15 protein-coding genes, 1 tRNA gene and 1 pseudogene are annotated in these 19,484 nt (G+C 69.3%); 7 read left to right on the top strand and 10 right to left on the bottom strand.

Going from position 1 to position 19,484, the window contains the following annotated elements; all coding sequences use genetic code 11:
• Positions 1 to 125: 125 nt before the first annotated feature.
• The 4 genes and pseudogenes from LNW71_RS33230 to LNW71_RS33245 form a co-directional block, all read right to left on the bottom strand.
• A pseudogene (locus LNW71_RS33230) lies at positions 126 to 1,054 on the bottom strand (LLM class F420-dependent oxidoreductase).
• A gap of 207 nt (positions 1,055 to 1,261) precedes the next feature.
• Positions 1,262 to 4,471, bottom strand: coding sequence for an alpha-L-rhamnosidase (locus tag LNW71_RS33235; RefSeq protein ID WP_250971568.1), 3,210 nt, complete (start codon positions 4,469 to 4,471; stop codon positions 1,262 to 1,264).
• 1,825 nt (positions 4,472 to 6,296) lie between these two features.
• Positions 6,297 to 6,725, bottom strand: a complete 429-nt coding sequence (locus LNW71_RS33240) for a hypothetical protein (RefSeq protein ID WP_250971569.1) — start codon at positions 6,723 to 6,725, stop codon at positions 6,297 to 6,299.
• 205 nt (positions 6,726 to 6,930) lie between these two features.
• Positions 6,931 to 7,344 (bottom strand): hypothetical protein, encoded by a 414-nt coding sequence (locus LNW71_RS33245; RefSeq protein WP_250971570.1) that lies wholly within the window; start codon positions 7,342 to 7,344, stop codon positions 6,931 to 6,933.
• 235 nt (positions 7,345 to 7,579) lie between these two features.
• On the opposite strand from LNW71_RS33245, the gene LNW71_RS33250 reads away from it, so the two are divergent.
• On the top strand, positions 7,580 to 8,713 hold the full coding sequence (locus LNW71_RS33250) for an alpha/beta hydrolase (protein ID WP_250971571.1): 1,134 nt from the start codon (positions 7,580 to 7,582) through the stop codon (positions 8,711 to 8,713).
• A 295-nt stretch (positions 8,714 to 9,008) separates the two neighbouring features.
• Here the strand turns inward: LNW71_RS33250 and LNW71_RS33255 are convergent, their stop codons facing one another.
• On the bottom strand, positions 9,009 to 9,419 hold the full coding sequence (locus LNW71_RS33255) for an SRPBCC family protein (protein WP_250971572.1): 411 nt from the start codon (positions 9,417 to 9,419) through the stop codon (positions 9,009 to 9,011).
• Positions 9,420 to 9,590: 171 nt separating this feature from the next.
• Here LNW71_RS33255 and LNW71_RS37110 point away from each other — a divergent pair, with 171 nt between their 5' ends.
• From LNW71_RS37110 to LNW71_RS33280, 6 genes are all read left to right on the top strand, one after another.
• Positions 9,591 to 9,863, top strand: a complete 273-nt coding sequence (locus LNW71_RS37110) for a DUF5958 family protein (RefSeq protein WP_374119486.1) — start codon at positions 9,591 to 9,593, stop codon at positions 9,861 to 9,863.
• 56 nt (positions 9,864 to 9,919) lie between these two features.
• A complete protein-coding gene (locus tag LNW71_RS33260) occupies positions 9,920 to 10,324 on the top strand; it encodes a hypothetical protein (RefSeq protein WP_250971573.1) in 405 nt (134 codons plus the stop codon).
• Positions 10,325 to 10,845: 521 nt separating this feature from the next.
• On the top strand, positions 10,846 to 11,331 hold the full coding sequence (locus LNW71_RS33265; RefSeq protein ID WP_250971574.1) for an SRPBCC family protein: 486 nt from the start codon (positions 10,846 to 10,848) through the stop codon (positions 11,329 to 11,331).
• 90 nt (positions 11,332 to 11,421) lie between these two features.
• A complete protein-coding gene (locus LNW71_RS33270) occupies positions 11,422 to 11,913 on the top strand; it encodes a pentapeptide repeat-containing protein (protein ID WP_250971575.1) in 492 nt (163 codons plus the stop codon).
• Between the two features lie 255 nt (positions 11,914 to 12,168).
• The gene (locus LNW71_RS33275) at positions 12,169 to 13,338 is read left to right on the top strand and encodes a serine hydrolase domain-containing protein (RefSeq protein ID WP_250971576.1); all 1,170 of its coding nucleotides are present in this window, start codon (positions 12,169 to 12,171) and stop codon (positions 13,336 to 13,338) included.
• Between the two features lie 466 nt (positions 13,339 to 13,804).
• Positions 13,805 to 14,311: a cupin domain-containing protein gene (locus LNW71_RS33280; protein ID WP_250971577.1), complete on the top strand. Its 507-nt coding sequence runs from the start codon at positions 13,805 to 13,807 to the stop codon at positions 14,309 to 14,311.
• Between the two features lie 130 nt (positions 14,312 to 14,441).
• On the opposite strand, the gene LNW71_RS33285 is transcribed toward LNW71_RS33280, so the two are convergent.
• From LNW71_RS33285 to LNW71_RS33305, 5 genes are all read right to left on the bottom strand, one after another.
• The gene (locus tag LNW71_RS33285; RefSeq protein ID WP_250971578.1) at positions 14,442 to 15,377 is read right to left on the bottom strand and encodes a GNAT family N-acetyltransferase; all 936 of its coding nucleotides are present in this window, start codon (positions 15,375 to 15,377) and stop codon (positions 14,442 to 14,444) included.
• Positions 15,378 to 15,578: 201 nt separating this feature from the next.
• A complete protein-coding gene (locus tag LNW71_RS33290; protein ID WP_250971579.1) occupies positions 15,579 to 17,873 on the bottom strand; it encodes a hypothetical protein in 2,295 nt (764 codons plus the stop codon).
• Between the two features lie 3 nt (positions 17,874 to 17,876).
• Positions 17,877 to 17,949, bottom strand: a tRNA-Pro gene (locus LNW71_RS33295).
• 46 nt (positions 17,950 to 17,995) lie between these two features.
• Positions 17,996 to 18,265: a hypothetical protein gene (locus LNW71_RS33300; protein ID WP_250971580.1), complete on the bottom strand. Its 270-nt coding sequence runs from the start codon at positions 18,263 to 18,265 to the stop codon at positions 17,996 to 17,998.
• Between the two features lie 163 nt (positions 18,266 to 18,428).
• A complete protein-coding gene (locus LNW71_RS33305; protein WP_250971581.1) occupies positions 18,429 to 19,184 on the bottom strand; it encodes a dienelactone hydrolase family protein in 756 nt (251 codons plus the stop codon).
• Positions 19,185 to 19,484 lie beyond the last annotated feature (300 nt).

Below are 19,484 nucleotides of genomic sequence, written 5' to 3' on the forward strand. Positions count from 1 at the left end.
TACTGGTGCGGCCGCGGACGGGCTCGACCGGTACGCCTCCGAGCCGCGCCCGCGCACCTGCGTCGCCGACGACTTGCTCGGCCACTGGCGACGGGCTGCCGTGACCGACTGGCTACGACACCGGCTCAGACCCCCGCCGCTCGTGCGGCCTCGTACACCTCGGTCGCCACGTCGATCAGTTCGGTGGCGTCGCGCGTGGTGCCCTGGAGATCCAGCATGATCTCAGGAACCCCCGTGCCGGAGTGTGCCACCAGATCCTCGACGATCTGTGCGACATTGCCGTGGAACGGCTGCCGTTGCTGACCCTCGACGGGCTTGGCGGTGTACCGCGCGTTGGCCCGGGCACAGGCGTCGACCGGCCGGGTACGCCCGCGCTCGGCGGCGAGCTCCTGCACCCGCTGCCACTGCTCGGACAGCTGCGCCGCGCCCATGGCGACGGGCATCCAGCCGTCGGCCCGGTCGACCAGACGGCGCGTGGCCCGGGGGCTGCTCGCCGGCAGGAACACGGGGATGGGACGAGCGGGCTTGGGCCCCACTTCGGACGGCGCGATCGTCGTCAGATCCCCTGGTACGAGACGGGGTCCGGCCCCCAGACGGCCGCGCACACGTCCAGCAGCTCGTCCAGGACCGCGCCGCGCTTCTCGAAGGGAGCGACGGAAGCGGCTGCGTACTCGTCCAGGGACCAGCCGGTTCCCAGACCCGCGACCACCCGGCCACCGCTGGCGGCGTCGAGCGAGGCGAGCGAACGGGCCAGCTGGAAGGGAACGTGCAGGGGCGCGATCAGCACACTGGTGCCGAGCCGGGCGCGCTCGGTGGCCGCGGCGGCCAGTGTCAGCGTGATCAACGGGTCGGCGACGCTCCGGTACTGCTCGGGCCAGGCGCGTCCCGGGACTCCGTACAGCCCCTGGGTGGCGGGTTCGGGGAACAGGACCCGCTCGAACACCCACAGGCTCGCGTACCCGACTGCTTCCGCAGCTCGCGCCACGTCGGCCACGTCGCGGCCGATGTCGTACTGCTTCATCTGCGGAAGGCCAAGTCCGAGTGGGATCGGCATACGGATGTGCTCCCTCTGCGCGGTGTACGGGGCAATTACCTTACGACAGAGGCCTCGTGACGGGGCGTCCCTCACGCGCCGTGGCGACGGACCGGGCGGGGCGCGGACCATCATGCGGAGCACGCCACGGCCCGGTGCGGGGGCCGGCTCACCGGCCCCCGCCAGGCGCCGACCGCGTGAGCGCGCCGGCTGGTGCCCGCGGGTCCACTACACGGTGAAGCGGTGATTCCCGGAGCCGACCCGGTACACCGTGCAGCCGTCCTCCTCGCGCAGGAACGTCGCGTGGGTGTGGGTGACCGCGTCCGGCGTGTCCGCGGGGACCCACACCTCGGCGGTCGTGTTGGGAGGCACCGTGCACCGCAGGTCGATGCCGCCGGCCCGCTGCTGCCACTGGGTGGAGACGGGCCCGTAGACCGAGGCGAACGTGGCACGGCTGGACGTGACCTCGCCGCCCGGGCGAGGACGGATGACGATCTCACGGAAGCCGGGGCGGCCCGCCGAGATGCCGGCGATGTTGGTGTACATCCACTCGCCGACCGAGCCGTACGCGTAGTGGTTGAAGGAGTTCATGTCCGGGGTCTGGAAGCTGCCGTCCGGCCGGATGGAGTCCCAGCGTTCCCACATCGTGGTGGAGCCCTTGTCGATCTGGTATCCCCAGCTGGGGAAGGAGCGCTGCCCGAGCAGACGGTAGGCGGTGTCGGTGTGCCCGGTCGCGGTGAGGACGGGCAACAGCCTGGGCGTCCCGAGGAAACCCGTCGACAGGTGCCAGTCCTTGGCCTCGATCAGTGCGACGAGCCGGTCGGCGGCCGCCTTGCGCAGCGCATCCGGCAGCAGGTCCATCGACAGGGACAGGACGTACGCGGTCTGGGTGTCACCCTTCACCCTTCCCTCGGCGGTGACATAGGCGTCCTGGAAGGCCTTGCGTATGCGCGCGAAGAGGTCGAGGTGGGGTGCTGGATCCTCGCCGAGCGCCGTGGCTGTCCGGGCGGCGAGGTCGGCGCTGTGGGCGAAGTACGCGGTGGCGATGACGTCCTTCGGTGTCTCGTCGGAGACGTTCAGCCAGTCGCCGTACCCGTCGGCCGGCCGCAGCAGGCCGTCACTGTTCATCTCCAGGAACTTCAGCCATGCCTGGATGGACGGCCAGGCATCCTGCAGCACCTGCCGGTCCCCGTACGCCTGGTACAGCGACCAGGGGACCGTGACACCCGCGTCGCCCCAGCCGGCCGCGCCGTTGCCGATGTTGCCGACGACGGGAGCCACGTCCGTGAAGGCGCCCTCGGCGGTCTGGCTGTCCCGCAGGTCCACGAGCCACTTGGTGAGGAAGCGCGCCGACTCCATCGTGTACGCGGCCGTCGGCGCGAAGACGTTGATGTCACCCGTCCACCCGAGGCGCTCGTCGCGCGCGGGTGTGTCCGTAGGGATGGAGAGGAAGTTGCTCCGCTGCCCCCAAGTAATGTTGCTGTGCAGCTTGTTGAGCATGGGCGCGTCGGTCTCGAACTCGAAGGTGAACGGCGCGGACGTATGCATGACGCGACCTGTCACGGCATTGGCCGGGGGAGCGGAGGGGAGGCCGGTCACCTCGACGTAGCGGAAGCCGTGGAAGGTGAAGCGCGGCTCGTACGTCTCCGCGCCGCCGCCCTTGAGGATGTAGGTATCGGTTGCCGCAGCGGTGCGCAGATTCGCGGTGTAGAGGGTGCCGTCCGGATTGAGGACCTCGGCGTGCCTCAGCCGCACGGTCGTTCCGGCGTCACCCGCGACGCGCAACCGCACCGAGCCCACCATGTTCTGGCCCAGATCGAAGACGAAGACTCCCGGCGCGGGTTCGGTCACCTTCTTGACCGGAAGTTCCTTGGCCACGCGAACCGGGCCGTCCACCTGCGCGACGATCCGGCCGGGAGCGGCGTCGCCCGCCTCGCGGACCTCGGCCCAGGCCCGGTCGTCGAAGCCGGGTGAGGTCCAGCCGCCGGTCTCCTTGCGGGCGTCGTACGTCTCTCCGCTGAGCAGATCGGCGACGACGACCGGCCCGGCGGCGGCACGCCAGTCCCTGCCCGACACGATGCGCTCGGTCGTCCCGTCGGTGTAGTCGATCTCCAACTGGGTCAGCAGCGCGGGGCGTTCGCCGTACTGATGAGGCCCGAACATGCCGACGTTGCCCGCGTACCAGCCCGGTGCCACGTACGCCCCGATGGCATTCGTACCGGGGCGGACGAGCGAGGTGACGTCGTACGTCTGGTACTGGACGCGCTCGCGGTAGTCGGTCCAGCCGGGAGCGAGCTGATCGCGGCCCACGCGGCTGCCGTTGAGGTGGGCTTCGTACAGGCCGAGAGCCGTGGCGTAGAGGCGCGCCCGCGCCACCTTCTTGCGGGGCAGCTTGAACTCGTGCCGCAGCTGGTTGGCGGCGAAGGCCGCCGGAACGACCTTGCCCCATGGTGCGGCGCCCCAGGCGGCAGCCTCCTTCGCCGCGGGCCAGCCGCTGTCGTCGAAGTCCGGACCACGCCAGTTGCCGGCGGGCTCCTTGTCCGCCGACTTCCAGGACGAGTCGGTGACAACGGTCTGTTCGCCGGACGCTGTACGGACGGTGAGAGCGGCGATCAGGCCGGCCGCACCCTCGGAGGCGTTGACCGCCGACACTGCGAGCACGTTCTTTCCGGAACGCAGCTGTGCGAGCACGTCGACGACCGCCGGGTGGCGCCAGCCCTCGTTGTCCGTCGCCAGGTCCGTACGGGCGACCTCGGTGCCGTTCACGGAGATGGCGTACACGTTGTCCGCACTGATGGCGAGGGTCGCCGCAGTGAGCCCGTCCGCGACATCGACGGTGCGACGGAACCATCGGGTGCCCGCCGGGGCGCTGCCGGCCGGGTCGCCCTCGGGGAACCAGATCCAGGCGCTGCCCTGGAGTGACGGCGCGTCGGTGAGGGCCGGGGGAGCGGAGATCCAATCCGCGGCCCACTGGGCGGGGTCCATGAGGCCGGTTTCCCACCACGACGGGGCGCTCCACCCGGACTCGCCACCGGCGGTGTCCCACACCCGCACGGACCAGAAGTAGCGTGTTCGCGGATTGAGTTGCGGGCCCGCATAGGGAACGAGGACGGAGTCCCCCGACGTGACCTTCCCGCTGTCCCAGACATCCGGGCTCGACAGGCCTGACGCACTGGAGGCGACACGGATCTGGTAGGCGCTCTGCTGCACGTTCGGCTCGTTGGAAACCATCGGCCAGCTCAGCCGGGGATGCTGCGCGTCGAGGCCCAGCGGGTGCTGGACGTACTCCACGGTCGGCGCGGTGACACGCGGCGCGGCACGTTGCGTGGGTGACTGGGCGGGTTTCGGCGCCGGTGCGGCCGTGGCCGGTCCGACTCCGGCTGCCACGGCGCCCACCGTGGCAGCGGCGCTCGTCAGGATGTTCCTCCTGCTGATCACTGCGGCCCCTCACATACGTATGGTGAATCGATTCATAACGAATGGACGTAGCCGAACGTAAGGGGGAGCCGAATGAGGGTCAATGAGCGTGCAGGGGGTTTCTTGACGGGCCGTCGAGGAGACGGGCCCGCGAAGCGCTCACCAATGGCTCGAATTGGCGGGGTGGTTGAACGCTTTCAATCCGGCCCAGGTCGTGGGCGGACGATCGCTGTCGCTGCCCCGGAGGCGATGGGGAGCGGGTTCCGCGCGCCGGGGGTGATCCGGTCATGTGAGGGATGGCAGCGTCCTGGGCCGGTGTCGATGCGCTGCGTGTTCACCGAGCGAGCGAGGGAGGGCCGGGGAGCAACACGATCCCGTCGTGGAGGGCGTGTTCACCGACGAGTCCGCCCACGTCACTCGTTGGTCGACGTGTGAGGCCGCGCACCGGCTGGTCCGCTCCCCGCACCGTACTCCTGTGCGACAGAGGAGCGGACGGGCGTCAGCTCCCGCTCGATCGCCTGGGCCTCCGCGCTGCTCATCGTGGCGATCGGATCCCTGTCGAGAAGCTTCTGGACGAACAGAATCCGCAGGTAGGTGGGCGGACCGTGGCGGCTGGGCGCATCTCCGCGGAGCCGGGAGGGGACGCAGCCGCCGCGCTCGCTCGGAGTCAGGCACGGATGCGAGGTAAGCGCGCAGCTTCCCCCAGATGATGCCGCCACCCCCGGACAAGCGATGGAGCGCGGAGAGCGCGGTCTCCCGCAGGAGCAGGGCCTTCAGCAGCCCTTCCATCGCGGGCGCGGACGCGACCCGGGCGGCGGCCTTGTCCGACCGGTACGACAGGTCACCGGAATGATCGCCCAACCTGCTCAGCAGTCTGTGCAGCAGGTGCGCGCCCTGGGCAAGCGTGCCCAGGAGAGGGCGCGCGATCATTTCCCCCGCGTGGGCGATATTGCTGGGCTGCGACCTGCCGATGGGAACGAACGCGCCGCCGTGCACCTGACTCCTTCGCTCGGGAGTGGGGCTGAGGACGTCGTCCCAGCCGGCGAGGGAGTCCAGTGCCATCTGTATCCAGCGCGCGCTCCGACGTCTTCCCATGGCGGCCTTGCTGAGTTCGCAGGCGAGGAGCGCAAGCCGTTGATCTGTTGTCACCGTCTCCCAGAGCGGTAACCCCAGTACGAGTACGCGGCGTCGGCGCATTCCGGCGGTCACGGTCACGCTGCGGGAGCCGTAGCGCGAGTCGAAGGCGATCAGGTCGACCGGCTCGGTGCCGAGTTCGGCGCTGATCCGCCGCGTCACTTCGTGGAGCATGGGGGCGGAGGTGCGGTCAAGGGTGTGCTCGGGCAGCTTTCCCGGGCGCGGGCGCAGCACCGACGCGGTCAGGAGTTCGACGGCGCCGAGGATCCGCTCCGGCCAGGTTCCGACGAGCAGCAGCCATGCTCCTGTGCCGACCAGTGCCAGGGTCAGGAAATTGACTGCACTGGCGAGCGCGAGCGCACCGTACAGGGCGACATTCGGCGAGGCCGCGGCAGGACCGAACGCGGATATGCGATCGAACGCCCTCACGTGACGGGCGAGTTCCCGGGTTCTGCCAGGGGAGAGATCGATGCCGCCGACCGGATCGAGGTTCCAGTCGCACTCCTGGCACCAAGCGCTGAACCGGTCGTCCGAGGCCGCTATCGCTTCATGGCACTGAGGGCAGACCGCATCCGAGTCGTGATTCACAAGGCCGAATCATGCGACGGCGCGCCCTCCGTCAACAGGCCATAACTCCAGTCCTTACGTGACCTTGACCCAACGATCAGCCACCGTGCCCTTCCGGCCATCGGTGCCCCATGAGCGCCGCAGGTCACCGGAAGATCAGCGACTCCGTACCGACGGCGGCGAGCAGTTGGAGCGGAAACTCGGGATCGGCCTGGCCGATGGTCAGCGCGAGCCAACGGCTGGACTGTGGCAGCTGCCACACCTGCATACTGCCGGCGAGACCACTCATGAAGGCCAGCGGTTCCGTCGCGACGAAGTCGGGGATGTGGTGGTCGAGCCCGAGGTACGGCGACAGATCGACGGTCTGCGGATGACCCCAACGGCCGGCCAGAGCAGCCGCCAGTGCGTCGAGATCGTCCTCCAGTTCCTGCTCAGCTGCGGCGACGATCTCTTCGTCACGGTCCTCCCAGAAATCCTGGCTCTCCCGGAGCACAGCCAGGTGGTAACCGGGCCCGCCCCAACTGCTTCCCTGTCCAGCGCGTTGCTTCTCCTCAGGAAACGGCAGCGCGGTCAAGCTGTCGATGATCGACAGTTGACTATCTGTGGGAGGCGTCGAAGGTTGATGTCCAGGCATGGGTGGAGCCTAAGGGCTGTTGCGGCGCCCAGCTTCCCGAACGAACGTGGGCCCAGCCCGATGAACGGGGCCCGCCGGTACGGCTCATACGCGGCGACCACACCAGCCACATCAAGATCATCTGAAGCCGTGGCCAGAGGGCGCCTCAGATCCGGACGCTCAGCCGCAGGCCGAGTAGACGGCGTAGACGAGCAGAGGCGCCACGACGCGTTCCGAGCCGCCTCACCTCATCCACCTCGAGCTCCAGCCGGTCGGCGAGAGCGAGTACGGCAGCGTAGGGCCGCTCGCCCTCATCGAGTCTCGCTGCAACGGCTTCGAGAACAGCTCGAAGCACGACAGGACTCGCACTGGGATGTTCTGCGAGCAGACGAAGAAGCCTGTTGTCGTTCCAGTCGCTGTCGCGGGCCGCGCTCAGTTCCTGGAGGGCTTCAGGTGGCGTGTGGGGGTTGATGGCCAGGGCTTGCCAGACGAACGGGTACGGACATTTTGCGAGACGCTGCAGGACCAAGCTGTCTTTCTCGGCACGTGCCAGTGCGAGGTAATCGGCGGGCGTGGGCACGAGGATGGCCTCTCAGAATGGTCGAAGCCGCCATCCTGTCACTGGACCTTCGCCGCAACGGCGTCCGGGCCGGTCATGACCAACCTGCCTCGAACAGTACTCACAGGACTGCACGGGCAACCCTGCGCGCCACCTCAAGTACGCGGTGGCAGGGGACACTTCACCCTGCACGCGTCGTCCCATCCGTGGTACCACAGGGTGGGTTGTCGAGCCGAGTGCCGAACGGGGTGTTGTGGTGGCTGTGGGCTATCTGGTGACCGTGGTGTTGGCCTTGCTGATCGTGCTGTTCTGCCTGGTTCGCATACGTGGGCCGAAGCCGCTCTTCTACTTCAGCTACCGGCTCGGCCTGGTCTTCAACGAGATCCCGCACGTCGCTCTCTACGCGCTGGTGGCATCGACGGCGCTGGCCTTTTCGGAGGGCGACATCGCCACGACCGCCGACCGGGTGAACGTCGGTGTGGCAGCGGTCGGGGCTGCCGGGCTTGTAGTGGTCACCCTGCGCGGGGTGCGGGCGGCGTCCGTAGTGCGGGTCGCCCTGGACGAAGCGCTGGGCGCAGGTACGGGGACGCACCGCCGGCCGCCGCTGGCACGCATCCTGTTCAGGCCCGTCTTTCGCCGCCGCCGTGACGTCAAGCGGGTGGCCAACCTCAGCTACGGGGACGGAGGCCGCCGCAACCTCCTCGACGTCTACCACCACCGCTCGCGCCCCGAGGGCGGCTCCGTAATGATCCACTTCCACGGTGGCCACTACGACCAGGGCCGGAAGAACACTCAGTCGCTGCCCCTGCTCTACCGGCTCGCCAGCCAGGGCTGGGTCTGCATCAGCGCCAACTACCGGCTGCGCCCCGACTTCCCGCATCCCGCGCATCTGATCGACGCGAAGAAGGTCATCGCCTGGGCGCGCGAACACGCGGCGGAGTACGGCGCAGCGTCCGCGGCTCCCGTGTTCGTGGCGGGGAGCTCTGCAGGTGGGCACATGGCGGCTCAGGCAGCACTCACCCCCAATGAACCGGCCTACCAGCCCGGGTTCGAGGAGGCGGACACCTCTGTGACCGCCGCCGTCGTACTCAACGGCTTTCTCGCGGAGTACTTCGACGGCGACCCGGCGACCTCGCCGGTGAACCTCGTCCGGACGGATGCACCACCGTTCCTCATCGCGCACGGGGACCTGGACGAGCTGGTGGACACCGAGAACCCCAGGGCCCTTGTCACCGCTCTCCGCTCCGTCTCCACCTCGCCAGTCGTGTACGTCGAACTGCCAGGCGCGCACCATGCCTTCGACCTCTTCCACTCCTTCCGCTTCGAGGCGCTCATCGACGGCATCGAGGACTTCGCCGCGTGGGTGGCAGCCCGGAAGGGGCCGGCCTGAGGGCTTGCCACGCGATCTTGCTGGAACGCGCTGGTAGGCCGTGACGGGTGTGACTCGGCCGTTCGTGAGGTGTGGGTACTCGACCGTGGATCGTGGACGGTGAGCTGTGGGCGCTGTTCGAGCTGTTGCATCTTGCTCGTCCGCTACAGATACATAGCCCGGCAACTTCTGCCTCTTGAGCTGAGATTTGGTTCGGCAAGAGCGATCCGCCGATGGCACCGACCACGATCCGCCGGACCGTGCCGAGGGCCTGTCCCGGCGGATCGCGGGCCCTGCCACGAGCCGCCGGACTGATCTACGCAGATTCCATCAGCTCCCGGAGCCGGTTCAGGTCGCCGGCGACCGTGTCGGCGTCGCGCTCGAAATCGGCGTCGCTCATCCGGGGCTGTCGGCGAAGGGTGAATACGACCTCACTTCCCGTGCCGTCGCTGATCACACGGACCGGGTTGTAGGCGGTTTCCCCGGAGGGCAGCGTGACTTCGTGGTCGAGAACACCCAGCTCATTGCGCGGCACGAAGGTCACCACGACCCTTCCCATAGGAGAGGATTCCGCGACCCATTGGTCGTCGACTCTCTTGATGGAGCCGCCCAGACCTCTGGCCCACGCGGGCAAGTTCAGCGGGTCCGACGCATAGGCGTAGACGTCGTCGACCGTGCGGGCGATATGGACGCTGAGGTGGCGAGATTGGTTGTCGGCGCTGTTCATGGCTTCGAGGGTAGTGGGCCGGCGTCGCCGCTTTCTTGAACGGATCGGACGTACTTGATCTGTAAGGCGGGCCCTGGGCCCTTTCCTGCGACTCGTGGGAGTGGTCAAAGGATGAGGTGTGCTGCCCGCTGCCCGCTGCTCGCTCCCGAGGTGATGTGGAACGCTTGGGTGATGTCGCAGACCAGCAGTGGGGATGGGCAGTCCATTCGGCGTGAAGCCGAGCGGGTCGTCAACGAGGTCGCCCAACAGCTCCGCACGCTGGAAGACGGGACAACCTGGTTCTCCGCCCTCTCCCGAGCAGAACAGAGGACGGTACTGCAAGAAGTTGCTGGTTACGCCATGCAAGCGCACATCACGACGGCGGACGGGCGCGAGGGAGTGGCCCGGTCCGGAGGCGGGAATCAGCAGTGGCGGGGAGCCGACGCTGGTAGTAGTCGGGCATGACAAGTGATCTCTTGACGCCCGTCCTGTCGATGGTCGGTGTAGCTGTAGGAGGTGCGTTGACCTACCTGACCCAACGCACGGCACAGCGGGCAGCCGACCGGGCCGAGCAGCAGAGAAGGGCCGCAGCACTGACGGAGGAACGACGTGCCGAGCAGATCAGGACCGTGCTGGAGTTCATTCGGTTCGCGCTGGAGGCCGAGGGGGTTGCTCATGCGCGGCCGCCCCGATGGGAGGTGGATGATGACTGGTACCGCACGGCCAGGCCGGCGGTGGACGGCCTGCGCATAGCCGAGCACGGCGTCCAGTTGCTGTGCGCTCCTGGCCTGCACGTACCGGTGACGGCCTACGCTCGCGCCCTGAACCAGGTGGTCTGGCAGGAGCACAGCGAAGCGAGCGTTTCCGAGTACCTGGAACCGGTCAAGGCGGAGTTCCTCGCTGTCGCGCGTCTCAGTCTGACCTGAGCGCCGTGCGTCATGGCCACTCGCTGGTGGCGGCCGGTAAGACAGCAGTCTCATTGCGAATCCGGCACAGGGGCCGGAACTCGGCCGGAAACGTCCCGCCAGGGGACTCCGGCGTGGACCCGGAAACGTATGCCGTCGATCAACCGGCGCCGCGACCGCACCTGAGGCCGGCCGGGCTAGCGGCTCCTCGGGAGGAGGGATCCGGCACCGACCGCTGCTCGTGCCGCTCTCCGCGATGACGCCGTGCGGTTTCGCGGCAGCGGCCAGCTCTTCTTGAATCCCGCCTCGAAGGCGATACGCTCCGCGGCCACCACGCGTTGCGGAACCGTGCGTTCTGCCATGATCGCGTCCCCCTCCACCGTCACGAAGACGCTATCCGCAGGCGGGGGCGTCCGCGCGGGGCTCCGTAAGTCCGGATCCGGCGAACCGTTGAGAGCTACGTCCTGTGTCCTCCGCGGCCTTCTCTGCGGGTCGTTCGACAGCTGGGCCTGACGAGGGCCCCTTGTACCTAGGATCGGGCCATGAGCAGGAACGACCGCGCCAGCCGGGTGATCGCGGCACCACCGACGACTGTCTACGGCGCCCTCCTCGACCGGGAGTCGCTCGAGGCCTGGCTGCCGCCGGAGGGCATGCGCGGGCGGATCGAGCGATGGGATCCCCGGCCCGGTGGCGGATTCCGGATGATCCTCACCTACCTCGACCCCGCCGGCGGCCCCGGCAAGACCTCGGATGCGACTGATGTCGTCGACGTCGGGTTCGCCGACCTGGTGCCACCGGAGCGCGTGGTGCAACAGGCGGTGTTCGAGGCCGATGACCCGTCGTACGCCGGCACCATGACGATGACCTGGGACCTCGCTGCCGCCGGGGACGGGACCGAGGTGACCGTGACGGCCACGGACGTGCCTCCTGGCATCGATCAGGAGGCCCACGAGGCCGGGATCGCCTCCTCGCTGGCCAACCTGGCGTCGTACGTCGAAGCGGTCGAAGACGTCGAAGAGTCCGGTTGATGCAAGTGCTCCGCGCAGGCGCTCTGTTGACGGTCGAAGCCTGCTGCCGAGGAGCCGCAACCAGGCGGGTTGGCGTCACGTCTCAATGGCATGACCGCCACCGACGCCAACCTGGACGTCCCCCACTGGCCGCACTGTCGGTACGGAGCCACTTCGGACGACTCCGGGTGCTGGGGCCGCCTCGTCGAGCCCTACACCGCTTGCCTGGCACACCTCTGTGACGCCGACCGCTCCGGCTACCTGACCGGCCTGCAACCGGGCGCGCACCTCGACCACCGCGGCACGCCGATTTCGGAAGAGCTCCTGAGAGACCTGCTCGGAGCCGTCACCAGTCCGGAATCATCCGGCGCTCGTATCGGTCAGGCCCGTTTCGAACGAGCCAGGTTCAGCGGAAACGCCGACTTCGGAGGGGCCGACATAGCCGAGGGGTCCCTGCGGGTGGTGATCAACTCGGTGGTCTTCCGTTCCTCCGGCCAGGACCTGACGACCGCCGGTACCTACACCGAGATGGCTTCCCTCCTGGTCGAACCCGCCCTGCTCGGCCTCGCCGTACTCGCCGTCCGCGGCCGGGTGAAGCGTTAGGGCACGCGAGCCCGGCATGATCCAAACGAGAGGCCCCAGGTGTATTGCCCTGTGAGGTTGGGGACCGCGGCTGGCGGGTGGTTTGCGTGCGAGCGCGGTGTGTCCGCGGTGGTGATGGCAGGAGTGCAGCCAGAAAAGGGACGCGTCGCGCTGAGCGGGCAGGCAGGGAGCCGTATGGAGCAACGCCGCGCGCACCAACCGGACGGGAGGCCGAGGCTGGACCTCCAAACGTGCTCACTTCCCAGGAGTCTCGCCGTGCTGCTGTTCCGCTCCGCACAGATCCGCCTGCCCGCCGTCGCCCTGCTGGCCGCCGCCTCCTTGGCAGGACTGGTGTACGCCCCCGCGCGCGCGGCGGAAGCCCCCGCCGATCACGACCGCACACTGACCCGGCAACTGGAGGAGCTGACCAAAGCGCCCGGCGGACCGCCCGGAGCCATCGCGGTGCTCAAGCGCGGAACCCGCACCGATGTCTACCGGGCCGGGGTCGCCAGGATCGGCAAGCCCCGCCCGATCGCGGTCACCGACCACATGCGGATCGCCAGCACCGCCAAGGCGTTCAGCGGCGCGGTCTCCCTCCAGCTCGTGGACCGGGGGAAGCTGCGGACGGACGACACGATCGGCAAGGTGCTTCCCCGGCTGCCACGTGCCTGGCACCGGGTCACCCTGCGGCAGCTCCTGAACCACACGAGCGGGCTGCCGGACTACACGATGGACCCGGAGTTCCTGGACCTGGTGACCGCGGACCCGCGTCGTCACTTCAACTCCCGCCGGCTGCTGGACTTCGTCGCCGACGAGCCGCTGGGGTTCCGCCCGGGTTCCCGGTACAACTACTCCAACTCCGACAACATCGCCGTGGCGCTGATGGCGGAGGCGGTGACCGGCCGCCGCTACGAGGAACTGCTCGCCCAGCTCGTGTACCGCCCGCTGAACCTGCGCAGCACCAGCCTGCCGCAGGGCTACCGGATGCCCGAACCGTACATGCGCGGCTACGACGTGACCCCGCCGAACCCGCCGGAGGACATCAGTGAGGCCCTGAGCGCGTCGGGCGTGTGGGCATCGGGCGGGATCGTCTCGACGCCGAAGGACATGACGTCCTTCATCCGCGCCTACGCCGGCGGAAAGCTGATCTCCGACCGGACCCGCCGCCAGCAGCTGAACCTGGTGAACGGCGCCTCCGAACCGGCGGGCCCGGGCAAGAACAAGGCCGGTCTGGCCATCTTCAGGTACACCACCCGGTGCGGTGTGGTGTACGGCCACACGGGCAACTTCCCCGGCTACACGCAGTTGATCGCAGCCACCCCGGACGGCAAACGATCGCTGACCGTCTCCCTGACCACGCAGGTCAACAAGACGAACAAGCCGGAGCTGCTGGAGCGGCTGCGGACCGTTGAGGAGAACTTCGTCTGCGCCCTGCTGCGCAAGTAGCATCCTGAGAGCGCCCTGAGGACGTGGTGCCGGTTCCGGACGGACCACAGTTCGAGGACGGGGACGTAGCACTGCTCCTGCGTGTCGGCTCGTTCGCGGTCGCGTCGGCGATCAGCCGGCCGCATCCGGGCTCTGTACAGGTCACCCACCGCGGGCTTCAGGTGGCCGGACCGTCGCGGAGCTGTGAGGTCGCGACGACCTCTCCGTTCGATGAACGATCCGGCCCGAGAAGTCTGCAGGAGAGCCCGTGTGACGTAATCCGTCCTCGCGGGTCCACCCGTGCCCACGACTCGTCCGAGGCCCGAGGCCCGAGGCCCGAGGCCCGAGGCCCGAGGGTACGGGCGACGACAGGCCTGCGGCCCAACGGCCTGTAATGCGTCCGCCCCGTATTGCAGCAATGTTGCCGCAGGTGAGGGCAGCGGACACTTCTTGACAGGCTTTTCCGTGCCGCTCTAGCGTCCCTGCCATGAGCGAGCCGATGACGACCCCCGGTGAGGGCTTTCACCCCCACCTTCCTGACGCCCCGGCCAACCCGGCCGCGCCACTGCGCAACCGCGTGCACCACGTCCGTGCTGATGCCCTGGACGGTGACACGGCGCAGACCGGCGGGATGCGGAGGTTCGCCGCGGTGAGCGGGAAGACCGTCGGCTCCGAGAAGCTGTGGATGGGCCAGACCCATGTGGCCCCTGCGACCGCCTCCTCCGACCACCACCACGGTGAGTCCGAGACCGCCATTCATGTGGTCAGCGGACACCCGGAGTTCGTCTTCCTGGACGACTCGGGCGATGAGCCGGAGGAAGTACGGCTGCGCACCTCACCCGGTGACTACATCTTCGTCCCGCCCTTCGTGCCGCACCGGGAGGAGAACCCCGATCCCACCCAGGAGGCCGTGGTCGTCATCGCCCGCAGCACCCAGGAGGCGATCGTCGTCAACCTCCCCCGGCTGTACGCCCTTCCGGCCGACGGATCCTGACCGTTTCACCGGCGGGCGGGGCTGACTGCGACATGCGCCCTCACCCGCCCCGTCGCCGAACCGTCCGACGCTCCCGCCCAGCGGCGGAGCGGCCATGAAGCCGCCCTCCGCGCACGGGAACGACCCGTTCTCAGCCCGCGGTTCCGAACCTGATGAGTGGCGCGTCCCGCGTGCACTCCCGGAACCCGACGCTGTAGTACAGCCCGCGCGCCTGGGGATGCCCCGGTGCACCCAGGCAGGCGACCGTCGTCTGAACGGCCCCGGCCGCACGCGCCAGACGCATCCCGTGCAGAAGCATTGCCCTTCCCAGCCCCAGACGGCGGTAGTCCGGATGCGTCCCGACCGGCTCGAACTCGGCTGTCCTGTTCGCTTCGTCGAGCCACATGATCGTCGAGGATGCCATCGTCCCGTCCGGCGCCTCCACAAGGACGTGCAGGTCGCCTCGGTACGTCGCCGTCCGCCGGACGCCCTCGTAGCTCTCGGCCGTGTAGGCCGAGGGAGCCCAGGCGTCCAGATGGGCCTGGACCGCGGCCTCCGGCCCGGCCTCATCCGCGGTGCGGAAGCGGAACCCGTCCGGCAGTAGCGGCTGTTCCAGGTGAGTGAGGTCCCGCTCGTTGAGCTGGGTCCAGGACCCGTCGTCGCCCAGCGAGGCGGAGTCGGTCTCGTAGCCGTGCGCCGCCCATCGCTTCAGGGCGAACAGATCGGCGGCACTCGGCATCACCGTACGGTCGACGCCCGCCGCCGCACCGTCGTACCAGTCGATCACCTCGTCGACCAGTCCGGCGTGGTCAGGGTGGACCTGGTACACCAGAGAGGCGCTCGTGACGTCCTTCACCGATCCGTCGTTCCGCGTCTCCTGACGCGGAAGTACCGCCCAGCCCCACGCCACCAGCCGGCCGCCGGAGAACCACAGCCGACGTGGTCGGCTCACGCCGTCGCGGGCATGCCCCTTGCCCCAGTTCCAGGCCAGCTCGCCAAACGTGGCGTCGCCGTTCACCAGGTCCGCACGGATGGCCGTGAGACGCTGCGCCAGACCTTGCATGAGCTGTAGGTCCGCGGCGGTCACACGCTCGAGTTTCGGCATAGTGCCCCACGGTGCCAGGGCCCCGCGAAGCCGTCGAACCATTTCCGGGCGAAGGCCGTCGTCGTGGAGGCGGACAGGGAGGTGGAGGCGGAGGCGGAGGTGGAGTCGGTGGAGGGTGGGGGAGACCTGCGTCGCCGACCACGCCGGCCGGCACCGTTCGGTGTGGCGGCGGGAAGGGACCCGTCAGGCCCGCGGGTCCGGGCGGAGCCAGTGCGCTTCGGTGGTCCAGCCGACGAGACGCCGCCCCCCGCCCGTGTCCGGAGTGCCGCCGGCTGCGGCCTGGCGCAGCCCGGTCAGCGCAGGGGCGAGGCGCGCCGCGACATGACCGGGACAGCGAGCCGTCTCCTCGTCCAGCCGGGCTATCACCCGGGCCTGCGCCGCGGGATCGCAGAGCGACAGGTGGAACACCATCTGGCGCCACGCGTACGCCGCGTCCTTGATCGTGGACAGGGGCCGTGGGTTGTTGTGTATGCGGGCCGTGGCCAGGCACACCGTGGCGAAGCACTGCCGGGCCAGTTCGTCCCAGCCGGGCCGAGGGGTGATGGCGACCCGACTGACCAGGGTGGCCAGATTGTGGGTGGTGAGGATCTGGGACTGCTCGATGACCTTGCCGTTGGCGGCCACCGACCCGCTCCCGCCGCCGGACTCACCGGCCCGCTCGGCGCACAGCTTCGCGAATCCGGGTGAGGTGCGTGCCCGGTAGGCGCGGGTCAGCGACTCGCTGGCCTCGGTGATCGCAAGGTTGCGGATCGCTGCGTAGTCGATGCCGTAGTAGCGCTCGTAAAGTGTGCCGCCGAGCAACTCGGCGGCGACCCGTGCCGCCGCGAGGAACTTCGGTGTGAAGGTGCCCATGAAGATGTCCGCGGCCAGCTCCTCGACGAGGGGTGCCCCGGCCTCGGCCTGTCGAGCGAGGACGCTGAGCTCACGGACCAGCGGGTTGGGCAGGAGGGTGCCGGGGAACGCCTGCACGGCCAGTTCGCCGAGTTGACGCAGCGCGATGCGCGCAGGCTCCTGCTCCTGGTGGCCGACGCGGTGTTCAGCCACCGCACGTACCCAGGGAAGTTCCTCGACCCGCACCTGCTGAGCCAGGTTGAGCAGGAGCAGCGAGCGGCGGGCGCGGAACGCCCGGTAGTTCGCGGCCATCAGAGTGCGCAGGGCCTCATCCCGATACGCCTGCGCACTGGTGGCGGCTACCAACTGCGGTACCAGTTCGGCGAGAACCTCGGCCGAAGGCACCGCGCCACGTTCCACGAGCGTGGCGAGCGGAGCGCTCAGTGCGGCTTCCACGACGTGGCGCACGGCGGCCGGGACCGCCGCCCCCACAGGCAGCCCGGCCGCCGCGGCCTCGCGGGCCGAGACGCCCGCAGTCAGCGGGCCCACCTCGGCCACGCCGGTCTCCTGCGGAAGTCCGGACAGGCGGTGCAGCACCAGTTGGGCGAACGCGTGGTGTGAGGGCTGGGCCGCCTGTGCCGCTTGCCGGTCGCGCAGCGCGCTGTGCCGCAGCGATCCTGGACGGCCGCGCCGGCGGACCATGGATTCGACCGCGAGCCGCAGCAGCCCGAGCCGGCGCGCGTCCAGTGGCCGGCCGGCGAGGGTCTCCTCAAGGGCGCCGCGCAGGATGCCCAGGTTCCCCTTCGGGTCGCGGTGCTTGGTGCAACGGGTGTGGGTGGCTGCGAGGTCCCGGTACCGGCGCAGGAGCACCTCCCCTCGCTCCTGCCGGACGTCGTCGGGCACCTGGCCCAGTACGCCGCTGTCGGCCGCCTCCAGCCAGTGGGCCAGCAACTCGTCGCCGAACGGCTGCCAGACGGTGAGAGCCTCGCGCTGGGTCTCCACCGCGGAGTTGGGCTGCCGACGGGACAGGGAAGCGCCGGCGTCGCCGACCGTGCGCCGGTGGATCGCCCGGACGTCGGGCGCAGGAAGATCGGACGAGCGCGGCATGAAGCGCAGCCGGTCGGCCCAGGGCTCCAGGGTGGCCACGAGTTCCAGCGCACCGGCCGTGTCCCCGGCCCGAACCAGCCACGCCACAGTCAGCAGGGCGGCTTCCTCAGGCACGACGATCTCGTAACGGCCGCTGTCGAGCAGCGCGTACAGCCGCTCCAGGCCCGGTTCGGTGAGGCAGTACGCGAACAGCGCGCGACGCTCGGCGGCCACCCCCGCCAGGGACGCCGCCTCCCGCTCGTACCGCTGGAGCGGACCCTCGGCGCTTGCTGCGGAGGTGGCGAAACCGCCCCGTACGACTTCCGGTGTCACCCATGCGGGCAGCCCCGCCACGGGGGTTCGTGATCCGACGGCCAGGCGGCCGTCGGCTATTCCGTGGAGCACGGCACGCCAGCGGGCGGCGCGGCTCGCGGCACGGGCCCGGGTGTCGGCCTCGCCGTGGGTGAGTGAGGTCAGGAAGGCCTGGGTCAGCATGGCCTGCGGATAGCTCGCGGACTCGCCTGACCCGAAGGGAAGCTGCTGCTCAGCGTCGTCTTTCATAAGCCGACGTGGCAGGTTCCGCCCCTGCGCCCTCCGGGTCCCGAGCCCGGCGCTCTGGCTACTGAGCTACACGTCGATGGAAAGCGATCCTAGGTACCTGCCTGGAGCCCGTACAAGCGCATTTACGAGGGGCGGGGAGTGGAGTGCCGCTCGGGCGGAGGCCAGGGGGTGCGGGCCGGCAGCAGCGGCACGATGTCGTACTGGTAGCAGGGCGTCGTGAAGCACTGCTTGGGCGACGGGACGCAGGCAGAGCCGAGAGGCACGACCACGTCGGCGCACGGCCCGGCCGGCGAACCGGCCGAAGCTTCCGCGCCGTATGACGGGCCGGTCAGGGCGAGAGGCAGCGCGGCGAACGCGGCCGCCATTCCCAGGTGCAGCAGTTTATTGGTCACGAACAACAGCAGTAGCCGCCCCGAGCCTCCGAGGGGAGCTCGAAGCGGCCCAAGTCACCCGCTCGGGCAGAGGAATTCACCGCAGGGGTGATCCCTCCATGGCGGCTGTTGCCTTGTCGTCCGGTGGGCGGACACCGCAGTGGTGCCTCTGCGAGCCGGAGCCTCAGCTGTGGGACAAGGTGCGGCCCAGGAGCGGGAGCAGCCGGTCCCAGTGATGCTGAAGTGCGGAGGGGTTGAAGGCCTCGGTGTCGGACATGGTGAAGCCGTGGACGGTGCCGGGGTAGACCTCGGAGGTGTAGCCGACACCGGTGGCGTCCAGGGCCTGGTTGAGCTCGCTGATGGCCTCGGGCGTCATGTCGTTCTCGGCGTGGCCGAGGTGGACCTGTGCGGTGATTGCCGGGATGAGGCGGTGCGGGCTCTCGGGCGCGTCGGTGACCAGTGAGCCGGGGTGGAACGCGGCGACCGCCGCCACCTGATCGGGGTGGTCCGCTGCGGTGCGCATGGCAAGGACGCCGCCCATGCAGTAGCCCATCGCGGCTACCGGGCCGGTGCCGACCTCTGGCTGGGTGGTGAGGAAACGGAGGTAGGCGTCGGCGTCGCGCCGGGCGCGTTCGGCGGTGTGTGCCTCGTACAAGGGCAGCAACTGGGCGAAGACCGCGGGGCGGATCTCCGCGGTGATGTGTTCGGGAAGCTCGATCACCGGCGCCGGGCCGTGCCGGTAGTAGAGGTTGGGCACGAGTACGTAGTACCCGTGCCCGGCCAGTTCCCGGGCCATCTCCTTGAGCACGGGCCGCAGCCCGAAGATGTCCGTGTACAGCAGTACACCCGGGTGCCGTTCACCGCGGTCGGGGAAGGCGGCGAAGGCGTCGGCCTGGCCGTCCGCCGTGGGGATCTGCAGTGTCTTGGTCTTGGTGGGCAAGTTCTGCCTTCCTCGGGCTGGTGCCAGGACGCAGCCTCTATCAGGGGTTTCTGCCAGGGGGAGGTCGATCGAGTCCGGTCCGACGGAGACCCGGGACCATTCGACAACCGGGACGGACCGCAACGCCGACGATCGGACCCCGCGTGGGAGTCTGTCGGCCGGCTCGTCCGGACAGGCGACCAGGCGGTTCGTCGGGTTCGCCATGTTGAGGTGTCGAGGTGACACGTAAAGTACAACGTGTATGGCAATGAATGCAATGAGCATTGCACTCTTCCTTCATATGGGTACCTTGACCAGGGC

Origin of the sequence: Streptomyces sp. RKAG290, assembly GCF_023701695.1 — a bacterium.
Classification (GTDB): domain Bacteria; phylum Actinomycetota; class Actinomycetes; order Streptomycetales; family Streptomycetaceae; genus Streptomyces.

Excerpts from the sequence above, each read along its gene's own strand:
- LNW71_RS33255 (WP_250971572.1), bottom strand. The coding sequence starts at position 9,419 with ATGAACAGCGCCGACAACCAATCTCGCCACCTCAGCGTCCATATCGCC.
- LNW71_RS33265 (WP_250971574.1), top strand. The coding sequence starts at position 10,846 with ATGAGCAGGAACGACCGCGCCAGCCGGGTGATCGCGGCACCACCGACG.
- LNW71_RS33280 (WP_250971577.1), top strand. The coding sequence starts at position 13,805 with ATGAGCGAGCCGATGACGACCCCCGGTGAGGGCTTTCACCCCCACCTT.
- LNW71_RS37110 (WP_374119486.1), top strand. The coding sequence starts at position 9,591 with ATGTCGCAGACCAGCAGTGGGGATGGGCAGTCCATTCGGCGTGAAGCC.
- LNW71_RS33270 (WP_250971575.1), top strand. The coding sequence starts at position 11,422 with ATGACCGCCACCGACGCCAACCTGGACGTCCCCCACTGGCCGCACTGT.
- LNW71_RS33290 (WP_250971579.1), bottom strand. The coding sequence starts at position 17,873 with ATGAAAGACGACGCTGAGCAGCAGCTTCCCTTCGGGTCAGGCGAGTCC.